The sequence below is a fragment of the Phytoactinopolyspora limicola genome, from assembly GCF_011320225.1.
Lineage (GTDB): Bacteria > Actinomycetota > Actinomycetes > Jiangellales > Jiangellaceae > Phytoactinopolyspora > Phytoactinopolyspora limicola.
In genome coordinates, this window is record NZ_JAAOEN010000010.1 from 131,004 (window position 1) to 154,954 (window position 23,951).

Here is a 23,951-nt window from a genome sequence, read left to right on the forward strand (position 1 = left end):
TTCGTTCTTAGACGTTGTACTAGGGCCGGCTGGCTCGCGTGCGCGGGCATCCCGGGGATGGAGCCGCCGTCACGTCAACCGGCGCAGCACGGCGGCCGCCCGGCTGCCACGCCGTTGCTCGATCTCACCGTCGTCGATCCAGTCCTCGAGGTCGTCGAGCAGATCATCAGCCTCCTTGGCGACGGAACGTGGATCGCCGGCCGCGAGTACGTCGTTCAGGTCGGACAGCAGGTTGTCGGCCTTCTCGCCCCACCCTCGTTTATCCAGGGCAACCTCGATGAACAGATCGTTCGGGGCCGCCAGAGCCGGATCGGCAGGTCGCCCGATGGGATTGAGGACCCGGATCGCCGCACCTCCGGCCGCAGCGGTCAACTCGCCCTTGGCCAGCCAGGAAGCCGTCTCTTCGACGAGCTTGCGGGCCCGCTCCGCGCGTTTGTCGGTGTTGTTCTCGTCCCGGACCTTCGCGAGCCCTTCCACTAGGTCCTCGCCCTGCTCGCCGGCGTCGTCCGGATCTTCGTCGAGGTCGTCGATCAGGTCGTCGAGGTCGTCCTCGGGGTCGGTTTGGTCGGGATCGTCGCCGCCGCCGTCGTCGCCATCAGCGTCGCCGTTGTCGTCGCCGCCGTCCTCGCCGTCCTCGTCACCGATGTCGCCGCCGTCACCCTCACCCTGCTCGTCGCTGCCGGTGTCGTCGCCCGTGTCGGAATCGTCCGGGTCGTCGTCCTGCGACCCTTCGTCGCCCGGTTGGCCGTCGTCCGGGACCCGAGGCTCGTCGCCCCGGCCTCCACCGGCACCGGACTCGTCGCCGCCGTCCTGGCCGGACTGCCCAGGGTCACCATCACCGGAATCCTCTCCGGAATCGCCTCCGTCGTCGGCGGGCGGCGGGTCGGAGGGAAGGTCGTCCGACCCGGACCGGTTGGCGTTCACCAACAGGATGACGATCAGAGCGACGGCGGCGACAACGGCGGCGACGATCACCCAGCGACGTTTCGATCCGCTCCCCGATGACGTGTCTGGGGTGTCGCCGTCGGGCCCGGCCGGCTCCAACAGCCGTGTCTCGCCTGGTGGCGGCGGGGGAACGACGGCTGTGGCGGCAGTCGCCGGCTGAGTGACCGCGGTCTGGCGCCGGGTGACGGCCGTGACCGGTTCCGCGACCTCCGTTGGCTGCTCGTCGGGGTCGGAACCGGCCGCGGCGGAGACGGGCGCCGCGACCTCGGTGGGCTGCTCGTCGGGGTCGGAACCGGCCGCGGCGGAGACGGGTTCGGTGATCGCCGTGACTGCCTGGGTGACGGCGGTCTCGCCCGGTCCGGGCTGGGGTGGACCGGGTATGTATTGCGTTGGGTCGGTGTCGTCGCCGGCCGAACCGGCCGCGGTCGCCAACGCCGACGCGGCGGGTGGAGGTGGCGCCGACGTGACGGCGGGATCGCGTAGCGCCCGGCGCATCGTGGCGGCGTCGACGAACCGGCCCTCCGGCTCCTTGGCCATGGCGCGTTCGATCGCTCGCGCCACGGCGACGGGAGCGTGTGGTGCATCGTCGGAGACGGACGGCACCGGCTCACGTTGGTGGGCGAGGGCTTCGGCCAGTGGGGTGTCCGCGGTGAACGGGGGTTCGCCGGTCAGGCACTGGTAGAGGACGACACCGAGTGAGTACAGGTCGCTGGCCGGACTCGCGGGGCGCCCGGCGATCTGTTCCGGGGCCAAATAGCGGGGGGTGCCAAGCAGTTGACCGGTGCTCGTCAGTCCGGCACTGGTCTCGGCGAGCGCCTTGGCGATCCCGAAGTCGGCGAGTTTGACCCCACCAGCGTCCGGCAGCAGGATGTTGGAGGGCTTGACGTCACGGTGCACAAGCCTGCGGGTATGGGCGGCGCTGAGTGCGGACAGCACCGCGTCGGCGATGGCGATGGTCTCGGCCACCGACAGCGGGCCCTCGTCGCGGAGCCGGTCGGCGAGACTACGGCCCACCACCCGTTCCATAACGATGAACGGTCGCCCGTCCGTTTCGCCGGCGTCGAACACCGCAACCGTGTTGTGGTGGTGCAGACTGGCCGCGGCCCGTGCCTCGCGCAGCATCCGTTCCCGGCTGATCGCGTCGCCGGCGAAGGCGTCGTGGATCAACTTGATCGCGACGTCTCGATGCAGCACGTGGTCGTAGGCGGCGACCACTCGGGCCATCCCGCCTGACCCGAGCGGCTCGCCGAGTTCGTAACGATCCGCCAGCACAGCCATGTCGAAAAAGCACTTCCATCCGGTGGTCGATCTGGGCGGCATGCCCATGGCCGCACTCGGCCAGGCGAGCCGAGGCGGCAACGAGTGACGAGTTTAGTCGCGAATGCGGCCTTTAACCCGGGCCGAGCCACGCGATGTGAGCTGGGCTACGCCACCAAACATGACGGGCCGCACATTGGGGCCCGTGGAGGATGCCGGCGGAGACGTTTCGATCAGTGTGCGGGGAGACATCCGCCGTCGGCGATGAACCCGCCCACCTCGAGCTCGACACCACTTTCCAGGGTGCCAGCGCCGGGGTCGGCGGCGGCTTCGGTGGACACCGTGCCGAACACACAAGCGCCGCCGGTTGCCACCGCGACGGTGACGGCGGGCAGCGGCTCGGTGTCGTCGTCGGTGAAGGGCCGGATCTGCACCCCCTGGTCGTATCCGGCGGCAGCCAGTGTGTCGCGGATGTCTTGTGGGCTCACCATGTCGCGCTCGGCCAGGGGTGCCAGCGCACCTTCGATGGCCGGCAAGGCTTCGTCGGCGCTCTGCTGCGCATCAGCGTCCGGCTCGTCGCGTTCCCGGTAGGCGCGGTTGTCGCGTAGGTAGTCCTCCACGTCGATCGGGACACAGTCGGATGATGTCTCGTGGTCATGATCCGGAGGGGCGGCGCAGGCCGCGGTGGGGGTGGCCGTCGCGGCCGGTTCGGCCGTCGTGCTGGCGGTGGGGACGTCGTCGCGCGCTCCTCCCGGTCCGTCGCCGAACGTCCAATAGACGCCGACCGCGATCACCGAGACGATGACAGCCAGTCCGACGACTAATGCGACATTCTTCTTCATAGGGTCATCATCGTCGCTGTCCCGTAGCGCCGAGCCGGTGGGTGGACGCGTTGAGTGGCCCGCATGGCGTTGTGGCTGGTGGGCATCATCCCGGTCCGTCGCTACGACGTCAGCGCCCAGTTTTCGCCCACGGCACTAGCACTCGCCTTGACCGAGTGCTAAGGCATTGGCTAAGTTCAGTATTGGCACACTCCTAGTGAGAGTGCCAATGGTCGGTACCGCTGGCACCGCGACGACGGCGGCACTTGGCCGGTCCAGACAAAAGCATCCGTGACATCCCGCGAAAGGGGAGGTCAGACACGTGTCGGTCTCCATCAAGCCACTCGATGATCGCATTGTGGTCAAGCCGCTCGAGGCGGAACAGACCACCGCATCCGGACTCGTCATTCCGGACACCGCCAAGGAGAAGCCCCAGGAGGGCGAGGTCGTAGCCGTCGGCGAAGGCCGGTGGGACGACGCCGGCTCCAAGCGCATTCCCGTCGACGTCAAGGTCGGCGACGTTGTCCTGTACTCCAAGTACGGGGGCACCGAGGTCAAGTACGGCGGCGACGAGCTGCTGATCCTGTCCAGCCGCGACGTTCTCGCCGTCGTCAACAAGTGACGGCCTAGGTCGTCACCAGTACGACACCCCGGCACGGCGTGAGCCGCCGACGGGCCGGTTTTCGGCTCGTGGCGTGCCGGCGCCGCGCCGGGGTGTCGTTCTAGATGTGGAAGGACAACAGCAGTCATGCCCAAGATTCTCGAGTTCGACGACGCTGCCCGGCGCAGCTTGGAACGCGGTGTCGACACCCTGGCGAACACCGTCAAGGTGACACTCGGCCCGAAGGGCCGCAACGTCGTCATCGACAAGAAGTACGGTTCGCCCACTATCACCAACGACGGCGTCACCATCGCCCGTGAGATCGAGCTGGACGACCCGTACGAAGACCTCGGCGCGCAGCTGGCCAAAGAGGTCGCCACCAAGACCAACGACATCGCCGGTGACGGCACCACCACCGCCACCGTGCTGGCCCAGGCCATGGTGCACCGTGGCCTGCGGGCGGTCGCGGCAGGCGCTAGCCCCATGTTGGTCAAGCGCGGTATCGACGCCGCGGTCGAGGCCATCACCAACCGGTTGCTGGAGTCCGCCAAGCCGGTTGACGAGAAGTCGTCCATCGCCTCGGTAGCCGCCGTCTCCGCCCAGGACCCCAGCATCGGCGAGATCATCGCCGATGCGTTCGACAAGGTCGGCAAAGACGGCGTCATCACCGTCGACGAGTCGCAGACCTTCGGCACCGAACTCGAGTTCACCGAGGGTATGCAGTTCGACAAGGGTTTCCTGAGCCCGCATTTCGTCACCGATCCCGACCGCCAGGAGACCATCCTGGAGGACGCTTACATCCTCATCCACCAGTCGAAGATCTCGGCGGTCGCCGACGTCGTTCCGCTGCTGGAGAAGGTCATCCAGAGCGGGAAGCCGCTGCTGATCGTGGCGGAGGATCTCGAGGGCGAGGCGCTGGCCACACTCGTGGTCAACAAGATCCGAGGCACGTTCAGCTCGGTCGCCGTCAAGGCGCCAGGTTTCGGCGACCGCCGTAAGGCCATGTTGCAGGACCTCGCGGTGCTCACCGGCGCCCAGGTTGTCGCCGAGGAGGTCGGGCTCAAGCTCGACCAGGTCGGCCTGGAAGTACTGGGTACGGCTCGGCGCATCGTCGTCACCAAGGAAGACACCACGGTCGTCGACGGCGGGGGCTCACACGCCGACGTCGAAGCGCGGGTCGCCCAGATCCGTAGCGAGATCGACAACACCGACTCCGACTGGGACCGCGAGAAGCTGCAGGAGCGGCTGGCCAAGCTGGCCGGCGGTGTTGGTGTCATCCGGGTCGGCGCGGCTACCGAGGTGGAGCTCAAGGAGCGCAAGCACCGCATCGAGGACGCGGTGTCCGCGACGCGGGCCGCTATCGAGGAAGGCATCGTCTCCGGCGGTGGCGCAGCGCTCGTGCACGCCCGGTCGGCGCTCGACGGCGACCTCGGGCTCAGCGGTGACGAGAAGGTTGGTGTCTCGATCGTTCGGGATGCCCTGAGCGAGCCGCTGCGCTGGATCGCCGAGAACGCCGGAGAGAACGGCCACGTCGTCGTGTCGAAGGTGTCCGAAGGCCCGGCTGGGCATGGCTTCAACGCCGCTACCGGCATCTACGGCGACTTGCTCGTCGACGGTGTGCTCGACCCGGTGAAGGTAACTCGTTCCGCGGTGGCCAATGCCGCGTCCATCGCGGCGATGTTGCTCACCACCGAGGTGCTCGTCGTAGACAAGCCGGAGGAAGAAGAGGAGCCCGCCGGCGGACACGGCCATGGTCACGGTCACTGACCGAGGTCATCGTCACCGGGATTGATCGAGAGCGCTCGCACCGGTTCTCCCCGCCATGATGGGGAAGAACCGGCGGGCATCGGGGGTTCACCTACGCCGCGCGGCGGGTGAACCCCCGCTCTGCGATCCGGCCGGTCACCAGCTCACCGGACGTCGAGGAGGGTCATGGCAGCCGCGAAGGCGCGGGTCGGGTACGCGGCGATGCTCGAACGGTTCGCTCCGGCGGAGGCCGTCCAGCTCGCCGTCGACGCCGAAGACGCCGGTTTCGACGGCATCATGGCCGACGACCACTTCCAGCCATGGACCCCGCACCAGGGGCAGGCCGGTTTCGTATGGAACGTCATGACGGCGATGGCCGAGCGGACCCGCGGCGGCGTCGGAGTTGGTGCCACCTGCCCCTCGTTCCGGTGGCACCCGGCCGTCGTGGCGCAGGCCGCGGCCACCTTGGAGTCGATGTATCCGGGCCGGCACTGGCTCGGCATCGGATCCGGCGAAGCCATCAGCGAACACGTCGTCGGGGGATACTGGCCCGAGGCGCCGCAGCGTATCGCGCGGATGTTCGAGGCCATCGAGATCATCCAGAAGTTGTTCAGCGGCCGCGACGTGCGGCACGACGGCCGGTTCTTCACCCTCGAACGAACCCGGTTGTGGACCCGGCCAGCAACCCCACCGCCGATCTACGTGGCGACGTCGGGCCCGGTCACGGCGCGCCGGGCGGGTGCCGCATGCGACGGGATCATCACCGTCGCCACGTCGCGGGAGAAGGTGGCGGCGCTGTTCGGCCGCTTCGACGAAGGCGCTCGTTCGGCCGGCAAGGACCCCGATACGCTGGCGAAGGTGGTACAGGTTCACCTGTCATGGGCACCGGATGAGGATGAGGCCGCGGCGCAGGCGGTACGCGAGTGGCCCAACGGCGCCATGCGTTTCTCCAAGGCCGACGTCCGGTCGCCACACGACATCGAGCAGATGGCTCGGCTGGTACGCCCAGAACACTTTCAGGGACAGCTGCTCATCTCGGCGGATCCGGACGAGCACCGCCGCGAGATCCAGCGTTACCTCGATGCCGGCGCCACTCACGTCTATCTGCACAACGTCGGAACCGATCAGCGGGCGTGGCTCAAGGTGTTCGGCCGCGAGGTCCTACCCCGCCTCTCCCCATGATCATGAACACTTTGCCGTGTTATCACCGGGGTAAGTGTTCATGATCATGGGGAGGGTGGGGGCCGTCGGGATCGGGGCGGTCCTGGTGCTGGCGGGATGCGGCGGCGACGCTCCACCGCCGACGCCGACGGGATCCCCACCGACGCGGACCCCGCCTTCGGACACCGTACCGACGGAATCCGTACCGACGGAATCCGCACCGACGGAGTCCGTACCGACGGACACCGCACCGCCGGAGGAGCAACCGGACCCGGCCGGGGTGGTCACCTTGGCCTTCGCCGGGGACATCCACTTCGAGGATCAACTACGTGCCCGCCTCGACGATCCCGACACCGCCCTGGGGCCGCTGGCCGACAAGCTGTCGGCGGCCGATCTCGCGGTGGTCAACCTGGAATCGGCGGTAGGAACTACCGGTACTCCGGAGCCCAAACGTTTCACCTTCCAGGCGCCGCCGGTGGCCTTCGACGCGTTGGCCGCCGCCGGGGTGGACGTCGTCACCATGGCCAACAATCACGCCATGGACTTCGGTCCGGACGGGTTCGCCGAGACGTTGGCGGCCGCGTCGGCGCGGCGTGACCAGCTCTCCGTCGTTGGCATCGGGGTGGACCAGGACGAGGCTTTCGCACCTGCGCTGCATGACGTCGACGGCACCCGGGTGGCCGTTCTGGGTGCGTCGACCCCCGACGACCCCACCGCCGATCCCACCGACCATTGGGCCGCAACCGCCGACGACCCCGGCATCGCGGTTGCTCTAGACCCGGCTCCGCTGCTCGACGCGGTGACCACCGCTCGCGACGACGCCGACGTGGTGGTCGTCTACATGCACTGGGGTGTCCAAGGTGAGAGTTGCCCGAGCCAGTCCCAGCAACAGCTGGCCGGTGAGCTAGCGGCCGCCGGTGCCGACGTCGTCGTTGGTAGCCACGCACACCGGCTCCAGGGCGCTGGGCTGGTCGACGACGGGTACGTGGCCTACGGGCTCGGTAACGCCGTGTGGTACCGGCAGGGCTCGGCGGAAGCCTCCGCCACGGGGGTACTCACCGTGACCGTGAACGACGGCGAGGTGGTCGACGAACAGTGGGCTCCGGCGACGATCGGTGCCGACGGCGTACCGGAATTCGCCGACGGGGATGACGCGCAGCAGATGATCGACGACTTCCATCACCTGCGGGACTGCGCCGACGTGGAACCATTGCCTGATCGGTGACCGCACCGAGCGTCGTCACAGGGTGGTCAGCCAGGCCCACACGACGGTGCCCACGCGATCGAGCTGGTCGGGGTCGACAACCGACGGAACATCGTCCGGCGAGTGATAGCCGGCGTACGGCACGCTGCCGAGCCGGGCCGCGGGTAGCTCGGCCTTCTCGAAGGACCAGTGGTCGCTGGCCCGGTTCTCGCAGGTCTCGGTGGCGACGTCGACACCCTCGGCGGCCTCCACCAGGGCATCCATGATCGACGTGGTGCCGGTACCACCGGTGCAGACGGGCACCGCCTCGGCCGGCACCCCCACCCGGTCCAGAGACACCATGGCGACCAGCGCGTCCTGCTCGGCCGCGGGCATGTCGGCTACATACTGCTGCGAGCCGAAATGGTGCAGGGCGTCACCAGGCCCGCGCGGCTCCTCGGCCCCGAACGCGATGAACCGCACCGGCACCTCCGGTGGATCGGCCGCTGACATCCGGGCCAACTCGAGCATGACGGCCACCCCGGACGCGTTGTCCTCCGCTCCCGGAGCTTGAGGGACGGTGTCGAGGTGCGCGCCGACGATCACATAGGGTGTGCCGGCGTCGAAGCCGGGCGGATCCGCGATGACGTTGGCCGACTCACCTTCGGGCACCTCGACACCCCAGGAGTCGCCCGAGGGTACTGGGACCGGCACCTGATCCACGTCGTAGCCAAGGGCGGTGAGGACCTCCTCGACATCGCCCGCGGCCTCGTGGAACGCGGCGGACGTCGCCTCGCGTGGTCCGATGCCGTCGGCGAGATGTTCGACGAACGCGAAGGCGGCGGCAGCGTCGAACTCCACCGGCTCCGGGGGAACCACCGTCGCTGTCGGACGGGCAGTGTCCGGTGGCTCCTGAGGCAGAGATGGGGTGTCCCGTGGCGGCTCCGGGCCGGCCGGCGTCGACGCGTCGTCGGCGGAACAGGCCACCAGTAGGGCAGCCGTGGCCAACGGGACCAACATGCGGGACAGGCGCATACTCATCCTGGATAACACGCCCAAGGGCGGCTGAGCGAGCGCCCGGCAGGGGAATGGCAGGGTCGGCCCGGTGGGGATGGGGCGGCCCGGTGGGGATGGGGCGGCCCGGTGGGGATGGGGCGGCCCGGTGGGGATGGGGGCCCGGCGAGGATGGGTCGGACCGGCGGGTGGGTCAGCCGGGCGAGAACACGAGTACCGGCCGTCCGGTGCGTGGATGCCGGTACACGTCGCAGTCGACACCGAACACCCGCCGGATGACGTCGGGGACCAGGACGTCGTCCGGAGGTCCCGCTGCGGCGACCCGCCCGCCGTCGAGCACCACCACCTGGTCGCAATACGCGGCCGCCAGGTTGAGGTCGTGTAAGGCCGCCAGCGTGGTGACACCCAGAGTGGAGACGTTCTCCAGCAGGGCTAGTTGGTAGTGCACGTCTAGGTGGTTGGTCGGCTCGTCGAGCAGCAGCAGTTCGGGCTCCTGCGCGAGCGCCCGGGCCAGGTGGACCCGTTGACGTTCGCCGCCGGACAACGTGTGCCAGTCTCGGTCGGCGACATGCCGGAGACCCGTGCTACCGAGCGCGTCGAGGGCGATCCGTTCGTCGTCCGCCGACGGACGGTGCGGCGTACGGCCCAGTAGGACGACGTCGAGCACTCTCAGTGGGATGTCGGTGGAGGTCTCCTGCTCCACGACGGCCACTCGTCGGGCCCGCTCGCGGCGCCGCATGGTGAGCAGGTCCTGTTCACCCAGCATCACCGCGCCATGGTCGGGCCGGCTGATCCCGGCCACGGCGCGGAGCAGGCTGCTCTTGCCCGAGCCGTTCGGGCCGAGCAGTCCGGTCAGCGTTCCGGGGGCGACGCTGATATCGACCCCGTCGACGATGAGTGTCCCGTCCACCGACCACGACACGTCGCCGACGCGCAGCGGATCGGCAAGGGTGGTGCGCCGCGCCGTGATCCCCGCCCCAGGCCCGCCCGTCGCGAACGGGTGATGGGTGGATGCCCCGTTCGTGGCCGGCAATGCGCCGTTGGTCCCGGTCACTTCCGCCTCGACGGCACCGCGAGAGGGTCCTCCGTTCCAGCTGTCCTGAGGTGGTGCACCGGGGTTCGTGCCGTTGCTGCGGCCGCGCCGGGCCGCGGGGGCCCGGCCGGCGGCGCGGCGTCGTCGTAACAGAATGGCGAAGGCGGGTGCACCGAGGAAGGCGGTCACCACGCCGACCGGTAGCTCGCGGGGGTCGAACACGGTCCGCGCGAGCGTGTCGGCCCAGATCAGGAAACTCGCCCCGACGAGAGCCGCCAGCGGCAACACCCGACGGTGCCCGGCGCCGGCGATCAGCCGGACCGCGTGCGGCACCATCAGGCCGACGAATCCGATGGCGCCACTGACCGCGACCGCGGCTCCGGTCAGCAACGCCACCAGGGTGAGCAGGGTCCACCGGGTGGCGTTGACGTTGACGCCCAGGGCGGACGCGGTGCCGTCCCCGAAGGCGAACGCGTCGAGTGTCCTGGCCCGCGAGAGCAGCACCGCCCCGATCACCACGACGGCCACCGTGACGATGGCGACGTCGCTCCAGGTCCGGCCGCCGAGTGAGCCCAGCAGCCAGCTGAGAATGCTGCGGTACGAGTCGCCGGTGGCCGACCAGAAGATGACGAACGAGGTGATGGCCGCGCATAGGTAGGACACCGCCAGCCCGGCCAGGATGGTGCGTGTGGGTGGCAGCTCGCCGCGCCGGTTGGCCAAGGTGAGTGTGGCCACCAACGCCAGGACCGCACCACCAAAGGCGGCCGCGGGCAGGGTGAACTGAGTGGCGCCCAGGACGAGCACCACGACGGCACCTACTGACGCCCCCGACGACAGGCCCAGCAGGTACGGGTCGGCCATGGGGTTGCGGGTCAGCGTCTGCATGATCGCCCCGCACAAGGCGAGCGCCGCACCTACCGCACCCGCCGTGAGCACTCGTGGCAGGCGGACGTCCCACACGATGCCGTCCATCTGCGGCGAGAGCGGCGAGGGTTGCAAGCCGACCCGGTCGAGGCCCAGGTGGGTGCCGATGGAGCGCCACACGTCGAGCATGCTGATGTCGGCCGAGCCGATGGTGACCGCGAGGGTGACGGACAGCACGAGCAGCGCCGACATTACGCCGGTCCACATGGCCGCCGGTACCGGCCGACCACTGGCGGGCGGATCGGGGTGCGGGGTGCCGGTGGACCGGCGGGTTGCGGGCGCGGTCAGCGGGGTGGCGGTCATGGCGGCCTCACCCGGTGGTGTCGGTGGTGCCGGCGGTGTCGGGGAAGTCGAGCTGGGCGAGTTGGTCGGCGAGGTCCACGACGGCTTGTGCGTTGCGGACTCCGGCTTCGGCCGCCGGGAACGGCAGGGTCAGGTACCGCTGTTCCTCGACAGCCGGGAGAACGGCGGTGGCGGGATTCGACGCCAGCAGGTTGATCTTGTTCTCCGCGGTGTTCCACGCGGCGTCCACCAGAATGATCACGTCGGGGTTGCGTTCGATGACCTGCTCCCAGCCGACGTTGGACCACGTGTCGTCGATGTCGGCGAAGATGTTCTCGAAGCCCAGCTCGCGCATCATCATGGATGGTGCGCCGATATCGCCGCCGACGTACGGTGCGTCTTCTCCGGAGCTGTACCAGAGGGCGGTCAGCCCGCTACCGGGGGCGTCGACGCCGTCGCGCAGGGCTTGCTGTTCGGCGATCAACTCCTCGGCCCGGTCGGCGACGTCGAAGATGCCGGCCAGCTCGCGGATGTGGTCGAAGAGCAGCTCGAACGTCATCGGGTCCGGCTGGTACGCCGCGTCTTTGCAGGCCGACGGGGCGACGTAGGTGGCGACGTCGAACTCGGCCAACGCGTCGCGTTCGCCGGCGGTGTCGACGGTGAAGTTGCTCTCCCAGCCGCCGAACACGAAGTCGGGTTCGGCGGCCAGCAATGCTTCGTGCCCCGGCACTTGCTCGGATAGGACGGGGACGTCCTCCGCGTCGGCGGCGTACTCGTCGAGCACCGCCCCGTCGGCGAACGCCGTGCCGATCATGCGGTCAGCGAGTCCCAGAGCGAGCATCAGCTCGGTCGACGTCGATTTGATGGTGACGACGCGCTGGGGCGGCTCGTCGATGGTGACCTCGAATCCGCAGTTGTCGAGGGTCAGCGGACCGGTCTCCGCGACGGGGGAAGCTGCTGCTTCGGTGGCCGGCTCGTCGGCGTCGGGGGTGGTGTCGTCGGAGCCGCATGCGGCGAGCAGGACGACGGCGGACAACGGGGCCAGCATCCAGGACCGGATCCGACGCCGGCCGGCGTGGGTGGCGCGCGGGTGTGTTGCGGTGCGGCGAGCCCAGGTGGGGGTGGGCGATGGCGTGTGGTGTCGAGCCGCGGGAACGGAGTGGTGAGCCACAAGGCCTCCAGCAGTGGTCTGCCGCCACGTATTCCACGGGCGTGAACGCGCAGGCAGCGGCAGGGACGGGGACGAAACGTCACACGACGGTCAGGTCGGCCGTCGGCCAACTGCCCACTCGTCGGGCAGACACATCAGAGCACAAGCCGTGCTCGAGGGCCGTTTGTCATCATATGCCCTCCCGGTGATCATTGGCTTTTGACTACCGGATCCGGTAGTCAAAAGCCAATGATCACCGGGAGGGGGGTGGGTGAGGGGCGGATACAGTGGCGGACATGACCGAGCCGCGTCAGAACTCCCCACTCGTCCCGCGGATGCGCCCGTTCACCTCGACGATCTTCGCCGAGATCTCCGCGTTGGCGGTCCGCACCGGCGCGATCAACCTCGGCCAGGGCTTCCCCGACACCGAGGGCCCGCAGCTGATCCTGGACCGGGCGGCCGAAGCCATTCACGGTGGCGCCAACCAGTACCCGCCCGGCTTGGGTGTACCAGCGCTGCGCACGGCCATCGCCGAACATCAGAAGCGCTTCTACGGCCTGGACCCCGACCCTGACGCAGAGGTGCTCGTCACCGCCGGGGCCACCGAGGCGATCGCGGCCACCATCCTGGCGTTGTGCGAACCGGGCGACGAGGTCGTGACGTTCGAGCCGTATTACGACTCCTACGCCGCTTCGATCGCGCTGGCCGGGGCGCAGCGGCGCACCGTGCGGCTACGCCGCCCGTCGTTCGCGTTCGACTCGTTCACATTTGACGATGGCGAGTTGCGGCAGGCCTTCGGTGATCGCACCCGGCTCGTGCTGCTCAACACGCCACACAACCCGACCGGCAAGGTGTTCACCCGCGCCGAGCTGGAGCTGATCGCGGAGTTGGCCACCCGACACGGTGCGTATGTGGTCACCGATGAGGTCTACGAGCATCTGATCTTCGACGGGCTGCGGCACGTGCCCATGGCGACGCTTCCCGGTATGGCCGAGCGGACCCTCACCATCTCGTCGGCGGGCAAGACGTTCTCGGTCACCGGCTGGAAGATCGGCTGGATGCATGGCCCCGCGGAGCTGGTCGCCGCGGCGCGGGCGGTCAAACAGTTCCTCACCTATGTCAACGGCGGCCCGTTCCAGCCGGCGGTCGCGGCAGCGCTGGGCCTCGACGACACGTTCTACGCCGAGCTGGCCGGTCAGCTACAGGCCAAACGCGACCTGCTGAGCCAGGGGTTGGCCGCGGCCGGCTTCGATGTGCTTCCGACCTCCGGCACGTACTTCGTCGTCACCGATGTGGCCCCGCTGGGTTTCGACGACGGACTGGACCTCTGCTGGAAGCTGCCCGAGCTGACCGGTGTGGCGGCCGTGCCCGTCTCGGTGTTCTGCGACGACAAGGAGGCGGCGCGTTCGCTGGTGCGGTTCGCGTTCTGCAAACGCGACGACGTGCTCAGCGAGGCCGCCGAGCGCCTGGCGGGGCTGCGCACGTAGCCGCCTCAACGGCGGTCATGTGGCCGTGGGCTGAGGTTTGTGGACGGCGTCGATGAGTCGCCGTGCCGCATCGGCGTCGCCGATCAGCCTCAGCGCACCACGTTCGATCAGCTCGGAGAGTGTCTCCAGCCCGGCGGTCAGCGCGTCCATCGCCATGTGATCGTCGAAGACGAGCGTGGCGTCGGCTGGGTCGTCGGTCGCGGTCCGGGTAAGTTCGGTGAGCTGTCCGTCGACGACGCGCACCCGGTAGCGCTCGTCGCCTAGGTGGACGTCATACGTTGCTGACCAGGGAGCTTCGGTTGGTACGACGAAGAAGGTGCGGAGGCCGAGCATGACCGAGTCCGGGCTGAGCCGCTGGCCCGCCGGTGGGGCCGGGGCGCGGGCGCCCCAGCGGGCGAGCGCGCGGAACACGGGTTCGAGTTCGCTGCCCCATTCGGTGAGTTCGTAGATCTTGGCCGCAGCGGGTGGCGGCAGCGTGCGCCGGGTGAGCACGCCGAAGCGCTCGAGGTCACGTAAACGCTGGGCCAGCATGTTGGGCCCGGCGGCGGGCAGGCTGGCTTGGAGGTCACTGAATCTGCGCGGTCCGAGCCTGAGCTCACGTACGACGAGCATGGCCCACCGGTCACCGATCATGTCCAAGGAATGTGCGATGGGACACGCCTCGCCATAGGTGCGGGTGGTGGGCATTGGCCGCCTCGTCTCTCCGTCGTCGGAATATTTACTTAGAAAAAGATAGCACAGACTACAATTTCTGTAGTAACGTCGCCGGCATCCTCAACGAAAGGCAGATCGATGACATCGAACGTCCCTCACACCGCGAACACCCCAGCCTCGGCGGCGCACCCGTCGGGTCCGAATCACGAGTCGGAGCGCTCTGGTGAGCGTCTCGTCCAGGTCAACGGCGTGGAGCTGTGCATCGAGACCTTTGGTGACCGGGCTGCGCCGGCGATCCTGCTGATCGCCGGCGCGGCCAGCTCGATGGACTGGTGGGAGGACGAATTCTGTCAGCGACTGGCCGGCGGCGGCCGCTTCGTCGTCCGGTATGACCTGCGCGACACCGGACGATCGGTCAGCTACGAGGCGGGTTCGCCGCCATACACCGGGCTCGACCTAGAGGCCGACGCCGTGGGGCTGCTCGACGCGTTGGACCTGGCCAGCGCCCATCTCGTGGCTATCTCGTTGGGCGCTGGCATGGCCCAACACATCGCACTCGACAATCCTGAGCGAGTCTCCTCGCTGACGCTGATGTCCTCCAGTCCAGGTGGCCCAGGCGGCCCGGACCAGCCGGACCTGCCACCCCCGGCGGATCACATCCAGGCGATATTCACCGAGACCGCGGCCGAACCCGACTGGTCGAACCGGTCCGCCGTGATCGACTCCATGGTCGACGAGCTGCGGGCGTTCAACGGAACGCTCCCGTTCGACGAACCCCGGATACGGCGGATCGTCACCCAGGTCTACGACCGAACGACGAACATCGCGGCCAGTCAGACCAACCACTGGATTCTGTCCGACGACGATGCACCGGCCCGCTCGCCGATCAGCGAGATCACCGCGCCGACGCTGGTCATGCATGGCACCGCCGACCCGCTCTTCCCGATCGCCCATGGCGAGGCGCTGGCCGGGGACATCCCGGGCGCCAGGTTCATCGGCCTGGACGGCGTGGGGCACGAGTTCCCGCCGCCCGCCGTCTGGGACATCGTCGTCTCCTCGATCCTCCAACACACGGCACTGGGCAACCGGACGGTGTGATCCGGGATATGCGAACAGCCCATATGGAGTGGGTGTCGCACGACATACCATGGGAGCCATTGGCCCACCACCACGTATGAGGTTTGCGCTTTCATGGAGTCCAGGCGGCACGAGGTCCCTGACAAGTTCGCGGCCATCGGCCTGACGTTCGACGACGTCCTGCTGCAGCCGTCCGAGTCCGATGTCATCCCGAGCGAGGTCGACACCACCTCCCGGCTCACCCGCAACATCGACGTCCACATCCCATTGCTCTCCAGCGCCATGGACACCGTCACCGAGGCGCGCATGGCGATCGCCATGGCCCGGCAGGGTGGCCTGGGCGTGCTGCACCGGAGCCTGTCCATCGACGAACAGGCCCGCCACGTCGACCAAGTCAAACGGTCCGAGTCGGGTATGGTCACCGACCCGGTCACTACCGGCCCCGACGCCACCCTCGCCGAGGTCGACGCCTTGTGCGGGCATTACCGCATCTCCGGGCTGCCGGTGGTCGACGAGGGTGGTGTGCTGCTCGGTATCGTCACCAACCGTGATCTGCGTTTCGTCCCGCAGGACGAGCACCGCCTGAGGCTGGTCCGCGAGACCATGACGCCGATGCCGTTGGTCACCGCTCCGGTCGGCACCAAACCCGACGACGCCATGGCGCTGCTGGCCAAACACAAGATCGAGAAGCTGCCGTTGGTCGACGATGCCAATCGGCTTCGCGGGCTGATCACCGTCAAAGACTTCGCGAAGTCTGAGCAGTTCCCCAACGCCACCAAGGATTCCGAGGGCCGACTGGTGGTGGGCGCCGCCGTCGGGTTCTTCGGTGACGCGTGGGAACGCGCAATGGCGCTGGTCGAGGTGGGCGTGGATGTTCTCGTCGTCGACACCGCACACGGGCACACCAGCGCGTTACTCGACATGGTCCGGCGGATCAAAGCCGAGCCGGCCGCGGCGGGCGTGGAGGTCATCGGCGGCAACGTCGCCACCCGTGAAGGAGCTCAGGCCCTCGTCGACGCCGGAGCTGACGCCATCAAGGTCGGTATCGGGCCGGGGTCCATCTGCACGACGCGGGTGGTGGCCGGTATCGGTGTGCCACAAGTCACAGCCATCTACGAAGCCTCCCTCGCGGCTGGGCCGGCCGGCATCCCGGTGATCGGCGACGGCGGTCTCCAATACTCCGGAGACATCGCCAAAGCCATCGTCGCCGGTGCCGACACGGTGATGCTTGGTTCGCTACTGGCCGGGGTCGAAGAAAGCCCGGGACAGCTGATCTTCGTCAACGGCAAGCAGTACAAGTCCTACCGGGGTATGGGTTCGCTTGGTGCGCTGCGTAAACGTGGAGCGGAGGCCACCGGCTCGCGAGACCGCTACTTCCAGGCTGACGTCGCGAACGATGAGAAGCTGGTCCCCGAAGGGGTCGAGGGCCAGGTACCGTTCCGGGGACCGCTGGCCAGCGTCACCCACCAGTTGATCGGTGGGCTACGGCAGGCGATGTTCTACACCGGGTCGCGGTCGATTCACGACCTCAAGGAGCGTGGCCGGTTCGTCCGGATCACCTCCGCGGGGCTGAAAGAGTCACATCCACACGACATCCAGATGACGGTGGAAGCCCCCAACTACTCTTCCCGATAGCCTGGTGTGGTGGCAGAGATAGAGATCGGCCGCGGCAAACGTGGCCGCCAGGCGTACGCGTTCGACGACGTCGCCGTCGTCCCGTCCCGCCGGACCCGTGATCCCGAAGAGGTCTCCACCCATTGGCAGATCGATGCCTACCGGTTCGAGATCCCGCTGATCGCGGCCCCGATGGACTCCGTGATGTCGCCGTCGACGGCCATCGCGTTGGGTCAGGCAGGCGGGCTCGGCGTGTTGGACCTCGAGGGTCTGTGGACCAGGTACGACGATCCACAGCCGCTCCTCGACGAGATCGCCGGGCTGGAGGAGGGGAAAGCACTCAACCGGCTGCAGGAGATCTATCACGAGCCAGTGCGCGCGGAACTCATCGCTCAGCGGCTCGGCGAGATCCGCGCGGCCGGAGTGACGGTGGCCGGCGCGCTGTCGCCGCAGCGTGTGAAGCAGCACTACCAGGCGGTGCTGGACGGCGGCGTGGACCTGTTCGTCATCCGCGGCACCACCGTCTCCGCCGAACACGTATCCGGCCAGGCTGAGCCGCTCAACCTCAAGCAGTTCATCTATGAGCTCGACGTCCCCGTGCTGGTCGGCGGGTGCGCCACCTATCAGGCTGCACTGCACCTGATGCGTACTGGTGCGGCCGGTGTGTTGGTCGGCTTCGGTGGTGGGGCGTCGCACACCACCCGGTCGGTGCTCGGTGTCACCGTTCCCATGGCGTCCGCCGTGGCCGACGTCGCCGCTGCTCGCCGGGATTATCTCGACGAGTCCGGTGGCCGGTACGTCCACGTCGTCGCCGATGGCTCCATAGCCCGCTCCGGCGACATCGCCAAGGCGGTCGCCTGCGGAGCCGACGCGGTGATGGTCGGATCGCCGCTGGCGCGGGCCGCCGAGGCCCCTGGGCGAGGCTGGCATTGGGGTTCGGAGGCGCACCATCCGGAGTTGCCCCGTGGGGAACGGATGTGGGTCGGCACGGTGGCACCTCTAGGCCAGATCTTGCACGGTCCGTCGTTCCTGGCGGACGGGTCGATGAACCTCGTCGGCGCGTTGCGTCGGGCTATGTCCACCACGGGCTACACCGAGGTCAAGGAGTTCCAGCGGGTCGAGGTCACCATCCTGCGGTGACCCCCGTGCCCCCCGTCCCGATGATCATTGGCTTTTGACTACCGGATCCGGTAGTCAAAAGCCAATGATCATCGGGACGGGGGAAAAGGTAGGCGGATGGACACAGTAAGGGTTCGACGCCCTGATCCAAACGGCGTGGTCGAGTTCGTGCTGGACCGTCCACAGGCGCACAACGCGATCTCCACTGAACACGCCCGCGCCATCGCCGCGGTCGGAGAATCGTTGGCCGAGGACACCACAGTGCGGGCCGTCGTCGTATCGTCCACCTCCGAGAAGGCATTCTGCGTCGGCGCCGACCTCAAGGAGCGCAACTCGTTCAGCGACGACGACCTCCGCCGGCAGCGGCCGGTGATGCGCGCCGCCTTCAACGCGCTGCTCGACCTGCCCGTGCCCACCGTCGCCGCCATCCACGGCTACGCGCTGGGCGGCGGCTTCGAGCTGGCGCTGTCCTGCGACCTGATCGTCGCCGACGACACCGCGGTAGTCGGGTTACCCGAGGTCAGCGTGGGCCTGGTGCCAGGTGGTGGCGGCACCCAACTGCTGGCCCGCCGGATCGGGTGGAGCCGCGCCAGCGACCTCGTCTTCACCGGCCGGCGGGTCGACGCCGACGAGGCCTACCGACTCGGCATCGCCGACCGACTGGTGCTGACCGGTCAGGCCCGCGACGTCGCGCTGGAACTGGCGGCGACGATCGCCGGCAACTCCCCAGTGGGTGTGCGCAGCGCGAAACGCGCCATGCGGCTCGGCCTGGACGGTTCCCTGGCAGCAGGGCTCGACGTCGAGGACGCTGCCTGGCGCACCACCGCGTTCAGCGGGGATAGAACCGAGGGCATCGCGGCGTTCAACGAGAAGAGAGAACCGAACTGGCCGGGTGTGTGAGGCACGACGAAGCGCTGTCGGCCCGACCCGGGCACACTGGTGTGGTGGCCTACGTACACGCGCTACGGGGCCGTAGCGATCGGGAGGTGCACTGGTGACGGGTGCTGAGTTGCCGGCTCGGGTCAGCCTGCGTGAGGTCGGCCCCCGCGACGGCCTACAGAATGAAGACCCGATCCCGACGGACGCCAAGGTCGAATTGATCAACGCGTTGTCCACCACCGGCCTGCGCCGGATCGAGGCGGTCTCCTTCGTGCACCCCAAGGCGATCCCGCAGATGGCCGACGCCGACGCGGTCTGGGCGGCGGTCCGGCAGGATCCCGACGTCCGCTACTCCGCGCTGGTGCCGAACCAGCGTGGCCTCCAGCGGGCGCTCGCGGCCGGCTTCACCGACCTCGAAGTGGTCGTCTCGGCGTCGGACACGCACAACCGGTCGAACATCAACCGGTCCACCGAAGAGTCTCTGGCGGCCCTGCCGGAGCTGGTCGAGCAGGCACACACCGGTGGCGCCACACTGCAGCTGATCGTCTCCACCGCATGGGGCTGCCCGTACGAGGGTGAGGTACCGGTGGAGCGGGTGGTATGGGTGGCCGGTCAGGGGAAGGCCGCCGGGATCGACTCCCTCGCCTACGGCGACACCACCGGGATGGCCACCCCCACCCGGGTCACCCGCCTGGTAGGGGAGACCCGCTCGGCTCATCCGGAATTGCCACTCGGATTGCACTTCCACAACACCCGGGGCACCGGCCTGGCCAACGTCTACGCGGCGCTACAGCTCGGGGTCGACGATTTCGACGCCGCGGTGGCCGGGCTGGGCGGCTGCCCCTACGCACCTGGAGCCTCGGGCAACATCGCCACCGAAGAGGTCGTCTCGATGCTGGAAGACATGGGCGTCGACACCGGCGTAGATCTCGACGCGTTGGTGGAGGTGGCCGAGATGGCCGAGCGCTTCGTGGGTCATACCGCGCCGTCGCAGGTACTGCGTGCCGGCCCGCGCTGGCGGACTACCCCGCTGGCCGGACCCGGCGACGACTGACACGGGGCGGGTCCGCGAGCCTGGCGTTAACCTCCGATGTGGAGCGGTGTGTCGGGGTTAGCTGATCTTGTCTGGGGCGTCACATTGCTGCGGCGTAGTCAACGGCACTGTGGAGCGCGCGGCCCCCACCCCCTGTTGTGCACCTGATCTCCGTTTTGGCGCCTGATCGTTTCTACCGGGGTGATCAGATGCACCAACTCGCCATCAACCAGCATCAACACGTCGTCACCCGCATCTGATCACCCCGGTAGAAACGATCAGGCGCCAAAACGGAGATCAGGTGCACAACAGGGGAGGGGAGGTCACCGAAGCTGGGCGGATCCGGTGGCCGGCACGGCGGGCTGGGCGGGGTGGGCGGGGAACACCCACGTGCGATACGACCAGTAACGGAACAGGGTGCCAAGCAGCAAACCGACCACGTTGGCGGAGATGTTGTCGGCCAACGGGCCGGACATACCCAACGCGTACCTGGATACCGCCAGGCAGGACAGCGCGATACCCAGCCCGATCCCATTGAACAGGAAGAACAGCGGATACCCGCGGGCGAGTTTGACCCGGGCGCGATGCCGGAACGTCCACACCCGATGCCCGGTGTAGGTGACGACGGTTGCTGCGAGCACCGAAACCGTCTTGGCGATCAGGGGTTTGTCGTGGAGTGGTCCTTCACCGCCGGCGAACAGCAGCGCGTTGAAGATGCCGATGTCGACGATGTAGCCGACACTGCCCACGGTGGCGAACTTCAGCCCTTCACGAAGCAGTCGGTGCAGCCGATACCAGCTGCGCAACATCCGCACGGGCAGGTACGCACGCCAGGATCTTGACGTGCGACGTTGCGGCGGATGGGTCTCGAGCACCCGCCAAGCGTAAAGCACAATGCGACCAAAACCACACCCGTCCGTTCTGGCGACGCGAAGAGCTGCGGGTTTGTATGAACACCCGGCGCGCGGCGACCGGTGACGGCGTTGGTTCTGCGGGACGTTCCGGCGCCGCGTACCCTTGCACCCTGTGACACGTGCGTGGTGGCCGGTGATCGGCATGGTTGGTGGGGGCCAGCTGGCTCGGATGACACAGCCGGCGGCGGTGGCGCTCGGAGTGCGGCTGTTGGTGCTGGCGAGCAGTGGTGACGAGTCGGCGGCACAAGTGGTGCGTGACCCTGTGGTCGCGGATGAGAAGGCGCTGGACGATCTCATGTCGTTCGCGAAGTCCTGCGACATCGTGACCTTCGATCACGAACATGTTCCGCCTGAGCATCTGCGTGCGTTGGAGGCGGCCGGCGTCGTTGTGCGGCCGGGGTCCGAGGCGCTACTGCACGCCCAGGACAAGGGTGTGATGCGTAGCCGGTTGTCCGCGGCCGGCGTCCCGTGCCCGCGGCACCGGCTGGTCGCCGATCCGGAGGATGCCGGGCGCTTCGCCGCCGACCACGGCGGGTGGGCGGTGCTCAAGACCACCCGGGGTGGCTACGACGGCAAGGGGGTCTGGCTGATCGACGGGGACACCCCGGCCGACACAGTAGCCGAGCCGTTCCGGGCCGGCGTGCCGGTGCTGGCCGAGGAGCGGGTGGAGTTCGCGCGGGAACTGTCCGCGGTGGTCGTGCGCTCGCCGCATGGTCAGGTCGTGGCGTACCCGGTGGTGGAGTCGGTACAGCGGGACGGTATTTGCGTGGAGGTCATCGCGCCCGCGCCGGATCTACCCCACCGCCGCGCGGTCGAGGCCCAGCGGATCGCCATCGAGGTGGCCGCCGAACTCGGCGTCGTCGGCGTTCTGGCGGTGGAGATGTTCGAGACGAAGGGTGGAGACCTCCTGGTCAACGAGCTGGCCATGCGTCCACACAACAGCGGACACTGGACCATCGACGGCGCGGTCACCAGCCAATTCGAGAACCACCTGCGGGCGGTCCTCGACCTACCTCTCGGCGCACCCGACGCACGTGCGCCCTACACGGTGATGGTCAACGTCCTGGGCGGTGACCTCCCGGACGTCTACCCCGCCTATCGGCACGTGATGGCGCGTGACCCGGGGCTGCGGGTGCACTGGTACGGCAAGGGTGTCCGGCCGGGCCGCAAGGTTGGCCATGTCACCGCGTACGGGGGCGACTTGCCGGCACTGCGGGAGCGGGCGTGGCATGCCGCGGACTACATCCAAGGAGTAATCGATGAGTGAACTGGTGACGCCGCAGGGCAGCGGCGACCCACTGGTGGGCATCGTCATGGGGTCCGATTCGGACTGGTCGGTGATGTCGGCCGTCGGGGACGTCCTCGGTGAGCTGGGTGTGCCGCATGAAGTGGGTGTGGTGTCCGCACATCGGATGCCGCAGGCCATGCTCGATTACGGTGCTGCCGCCGCCGAACGTGGCCTGCGCGTCCTCGTGGCCGGCGCCGGGGGTGCCGCGCATCTGCCCGGGATGCTCGCGTCGGTGACGTCGTTGCCTGTCATCGGAGTGCCGGTGCCGTTGAAGTACCTCGATGGCATGGATTCGTTGCTGTCGATCGTGCAGATGCCGGCCGGCGTTCCGGTGGCGACGGTGTCCGTCGGGGGCGCCCGCAACGCGGGTTTGCTCGCGGCGCGTATCCTCGGCGCCGCCGATGACGCACTGCGGGCCCGTCTGGACCAGTTTCGGGCCGATCTCGAGGCTGCTGCTCGCGCTAAGGGTGAGGCGCTGCGCGAGCGGCTGACCTGAGCGGCCAAGTTCCGCGGCGCCAACGACACGCCCCCACCTCCCGGTGATCGTTGCCGTTTTCGTGTCGTTGCTCACCGGTGATCGAAGTCAAGATCTGGTCGTAATAGCGACACGAAAACAGCGACGATCACGGGTGTTGAGGGCAGAAATTCGGCGACGATCACCGGGGTGAGGGGTGAGGGGTGAGGGGTGAGGGGTGAGGGGTGAGGGGTGAGGGGTGAGGGGGGAGGGGTGAGGGGTGAGGGGTGAGGGGTGAGGGGTGAGGGGTGAAGGGTGAAGGGGTGAAGGGTGAAGGGTGAGGCGGGCGGAATTCAACGATGAGCCGGGGCATGAGTTAGATTAGGCATGCCTTAGAGATCGAGCTCTGAGGTGGCTCGCGGACCGGAGTTCCCGCTCGGCCCAACAGAGATTGGGTCAACCCCGCGGCCGTCGCAACCGACCATCGGTGAAGGGAGCTTGCGCGTGCCTTCGACTCTCGTGGCCCACCAGGTGCGGGCCAGCTACGACGACCAACCGGTGCTGGACGGGGTCAGCGTCGACCTCCTGGCCGGCGGCGTCACAGTGCTCGTCGGGCCCAACGGTTCCGGCAAATCCACGCTGCTGCGTACCCTGGCCCGGTTGCACACGCCGGACGCCGGCACGATCACCGTCGACGGCGTCGACGCCGCCCATCTTCGGGGCCGTGACCTCGCCCGGCGGTTGGCGTTCCTCCCACAGAGCTCTCCTATCCCGGCCGGACTCACGGTGCGTGAACTGGTCGGGCACGGCCGCTACGCACATCGTGGCGCGGTCGGCCGGTTGCGCGACGCCGACCGCGACGCCGTCGACTGGGCCTTGCACGTGACCGGGACGTCGGCCTTCGCCGGCCGGCACGTCGACGGGCTCTCCGGCGGTGAGCGGCAGCGGGTCTGGATCGCCATGGTGCTGGCCCAGCAGACCGGTGTCCTCCTCCTCGACGAACCCACGACCTACCTCGACCTGCGCTACCAGGTGGAGATTCTCGGGTTGGCCCGCAGCCTCGCCGACGACCACGGCATCACCGTCGGTCTGGTCCTGCACGACCTCAACCAGGCGGCGGCCTACGCCGACCGGATCGTGGTGCTCGCCGGTGGGTCGGTGCTCGCCACCGGCGACCCCGGCACGGTGCTCACCAGCGACACCATCGAAGCCGCGTTCGGCCTACCCGTCCACGTCGTGGCCCACCCCTTAACCGGCCACCCCACCTGCCTGCCGTACGCGAGGGCGACGGCAGCCGCCTCGTGAAGGAGTTCCC

At 68.5% G+C, this 23,951-nt stretch carries 20 protein-coding genes and 1 pseudogene; 13 read left to right on the plus strand and 8 right to left on the minus strand.

Annotated features, from left to right (window positions below; all coding sequences use genetic code 11):
* Positions 1 to 69 precede the first annotated feature (69 nt).
* Both G8760_RS20970 and G8760_RS20975 read right to left on the minus strand, forming a co-directional pair.
* Positions 70 to 2,223, minus strand: coding sequence for a serine/threonine-protein kinase (locus tag G8760_RS20970; RefSeq protein ID WP_166354766.1), 2,154 nt, complete (start codon positions 2,221 to 2,223; stop codon positions 70 to 72).
* Positions 2,224 to 2,435: 212 nt separating this feature from the next.
* A complete protein-coding gene (locus G8760_RS20975; RefSeq protein ID WP_166354767.1) occupies positions 2,436 to 3,044 on the minus strand; it encodes a hypothetical protein in 609 nt (202 codons plus the stop codon).
* Between the two features lie 301 nt (positions 3,045 to 3,345).
* Here G8760_RS20975 and groES point away from each other — a divergent pair, with 301 nt between their 5' ends.
* The 4 genes from groES (at position 3,346) to G8760_RS20995 (ending at position 7,756) form a co-directional block, all read left to right on the plus strand.
* Positions 3,346 to 3,645, plus strand: coding sequence for a co-chaperone GroES (groES, locus tag G8760_RS20980; protein WP_166354768.1), 300 nt, complete (start codon positions 3,346 to 3,348; stop codon positions 3,643 to 3,645).
* Positions 3,646 to 3,771: 126 nt separating this feature from the next.
* A complete protein-coding gene (groL, locus tag G8760_RS20985; RefSeq protein WP_166354769.1) occupies positions 3,772 to 5,391 on the plus strand; it encodes a chaperonin GroEL in 1,620 nt (539 codons plus the stop codon).
* Between the two features lie 165 nt (positions 5,392 to 5,556).
* A complete protein-coding gene (locus G8760_RS20990; protein WP_166354770.1) occupies positions 5,557 to 6,552 on the plus strand; it encodes a TIGR03557 family F420-dependent LLM class oxidoreductase in 996 nt (331 codons plus the stop codon).
* Positions 6,553 to 6,592: 40 nt separating this feature from the next.
* Positions 6,593 to 7,756 carry a CapA family protein gene (locus G8760_RS20995; RefSeq protein ID WP_166354771.1) on the plus strand — a complete coding sequence of 388 codons (1,164 nt, stop codon included), beginning with the start codon at positions 6,593 to 6,595 and terminating at the stop codon, positions 7,754 to 7,756.
* Positions 7,757 to 7,771: 15 nt separating this feature from the next.
* Here the strand turns inward: G8760_RS20995 and G8760_RS21000 are convergent, their stop codons facing one another.
* The 4 genes and pseudogenes from G8760_RS21000 to G8760_RS21015 all read right to left on the minus strand — a co-directional run bounded on the left by G8760_RS21000 (position 7,772) and on the right by G8760_RS21015 (position 12,138).
* Complete coding sequence (locus G8760_RS21000; protein ID WP_166354772.1) at positions 7,772 to 8,749, minus strand: M28 family metallopeptidase; 978 nt, start codon at positions 8,747 to 8,749, stop codon at positions 7,772 to 7,774.
* A 172-nt stretch (positions 8,750 to 8,921) separates the two neighbouring features.
* Positions 8,922 to 9,782: an ABC transporter ATP-binding protein gene (locus tag G8760_RS30940; protein WP_343074438.1), complete on the minus strand. Its 861-nt coding sequence runs from the start codon at positions 9,780 to 9,782 to the stop codon at positions 8,922 to 8,924.
* Between the two features lie 108 nt (positions 9,783 to 9,890).
* Positions 9,891 to 10,988, minus strand: a pseudogene (locus G8760_RS30945) (putative F420-0 ABC transporter permease subunit); the annotation flags it as partial.
* 7 nt (positions 10,989 to 10,995) lie between these two features.
* Positions 10,996 to 12,138, minus strand: a complete 1,143-nt coding sequence (locus tag G8760_RS21015) for a putative F420-0 ABC transporter substrate-binding protein (RefSeq protein ID WP_207782559.1) — start codon at positions 12,136 to 12,138, stop codon at positions 10,996 to 10,998.
* A gap of 275 nt (positions 12,139 to 12,413) precedes the next feature.
* Between G8760_RS21015 and G8760_RS21020 the strand changes: the two genes are divergently transcribed.
* Positions 12,414 to 13,604 (plus strand): pyridoxal phosphate-dependent aminotransferase, encoded by a 1,191-nt coding sequence (locus tag G8760_RS21020; RefSeq protein ID WP_166354773.1) that lies wholly within the window; start codon positions 12,414 to 12,416, stop codon positions 13,602 to 13,604.
* A 15-nt stretch (positions 13,605 to 13,619) separates the two neighbouring features.
* On the opposite strand, the gene G8760_RS21025 is transcribed toward G8760_RS21020, so the two are convergent.
* A complete protein-coding gene (locus tag G8760_RS21025; protein ID WP_166354774.1) occupies positions 13,620 to 14,291 on the minus strand; it encodes a winged helix-turn-helix transcriptional regulator in 672 nt (223 codons plus the stop codon).
* Positions 14,292 to 14,396: 105 nt separating this feature from the next.
* Between G8760_RS21025 and G8760_RS21030 the strand changes: the two genes are divergently transcribed.
* The 5 genes from G8760_RS21030 (at position 14,397) to G8760_RS21050 (ending at position 20,001) form a co-directional block, all read left to right on the plus strand.
* Positions 14,397 to 15,356: an alpha/beta fold hydrolase gene (locus tag G8760_RS21030; RefSeq protein WP_166354775.1), complete on the plus strand. Its 960-nt coding sequence runs from the start codon at positions 14,397 to 14,399 to the stop codon at positions 15,354 to 15,356.
* A gap of 93 nt (positions 15,357 to 15,449) precedes the next feature.
* A complete protein-coding gene (guaB, locus tag G8760_RS21035; protein WP_166354776.1) occupies positions 15,450 to 16,970 on the plus strand; it encodes an IMP dehydrogenase in 1,521 nt (506 codons plus the stop codon).
* A gap of 6 nt (positions 16,971 to 16,976) precedes the next feature.
* Positions 16,977 to 18,089, plus strand: coding sequence for a GuaB3 family IMP dehydrogenase-related protein (locus G8760_RS21040; RefSeq protein ID WP_166354777.1), 1,113 nt, complete (start codon positions 16,977 to 16,979; stop codon positions 18,087 to 18,089).
* Positions 18,090 to 18,185: 96 nt separating this feature from the next.
* Positions 18,186 to 18,968, plus strand: a complete 783-nt coding sequence (locus G8760_RS21045) for an enoyl-CoA hydratase/isomerase family protein (protein WP_166354778.1) — start codon at positions 18,186 to 18,188, stop codon at positions 18,966 to 18,968.
* 109 nt (positions 18,969 to 19,077) lie between these two features.
* Positions 19,078 to 20,001 carry a hydroxymethylglutaryl-CoA lyase gene (locus tag G8760_RS21050; RefSeq protein ID WP_166354848.1) on the plus strand — a complete coding sequence of 308 codons (924 nt, stop codon included), beginning with the start codon at positions 19,078 to 19,080 and terminating at the stop codon, positions 19,999 to 20,001.
* 302 nt (positions 20,002 to 20,303) lie between these two features.
* Here the strand turns inward: G8760_RS21050 and G8760_RS21055 are convergent, their stop codons facing one another.
* A complete protein-coding gene (locus tag G8760_RS21055; protein ID WP_207782562.1) occupies positions 20,304 to 20,855 on the minus strand; it encodes a GtrA family protein in 552 nt (183 codons plus the stop codon).
* Between the two features lie 151 nt (positions 20,856 to 21,006).
* Between G8760_RS21055 and G8760_RS21060 the strand changes: the two genes are divergently transcribed.
* The 3 genes from G8760_RS21060 (at position 21,007) to G8760_RS21070 (ending at position 23,941) form a co-directional block, all read left to right on the plus strand.
* Positions 21,007 to 22,161: a 5-(carboxyamino)imidazole ribonucleotide synthase gene (locus G8760_RS21060; RefSeq protein ID WP_246222637.1), complete on the plus strand. Its 1,155-nt coding sequence runs from the start codon at positions 21,007 to 21,009 to the stop codon at positions 22,159 to 22,161.
* Positions 22,154 to 22,678: a 5-(carboxyamino)imidazole ribonucleotide mutase gene (purE, locus tag G8760_RS21065; RefSeq protein ID WP_166354779.1), complete on the plus strand. Its 525-nt coding sequence runs from the start codon at positions 22,154 to 22,156 to the stop codon at positions 22,676 to 22,678. Before G8760_RS21060 ends, purE begins: the two co-directional genes overlap by 8 nt.
* Positions 22,679 to 23,140: 462 nt before the next feature.
* On the plus strand, positions 23,141 to 23,941 hold the full coding sequence (locus G8760_RS21070) for an ABC transporter ATP-binding protein (protein ID WP_166354780.1): 801 nt from the start codon (positions 23,141 to 23,143) through the stop codon (positions 23,939 to 23,941).
* Positions 23,942 to 23,951: the final 10 nt, after the last annotated feature.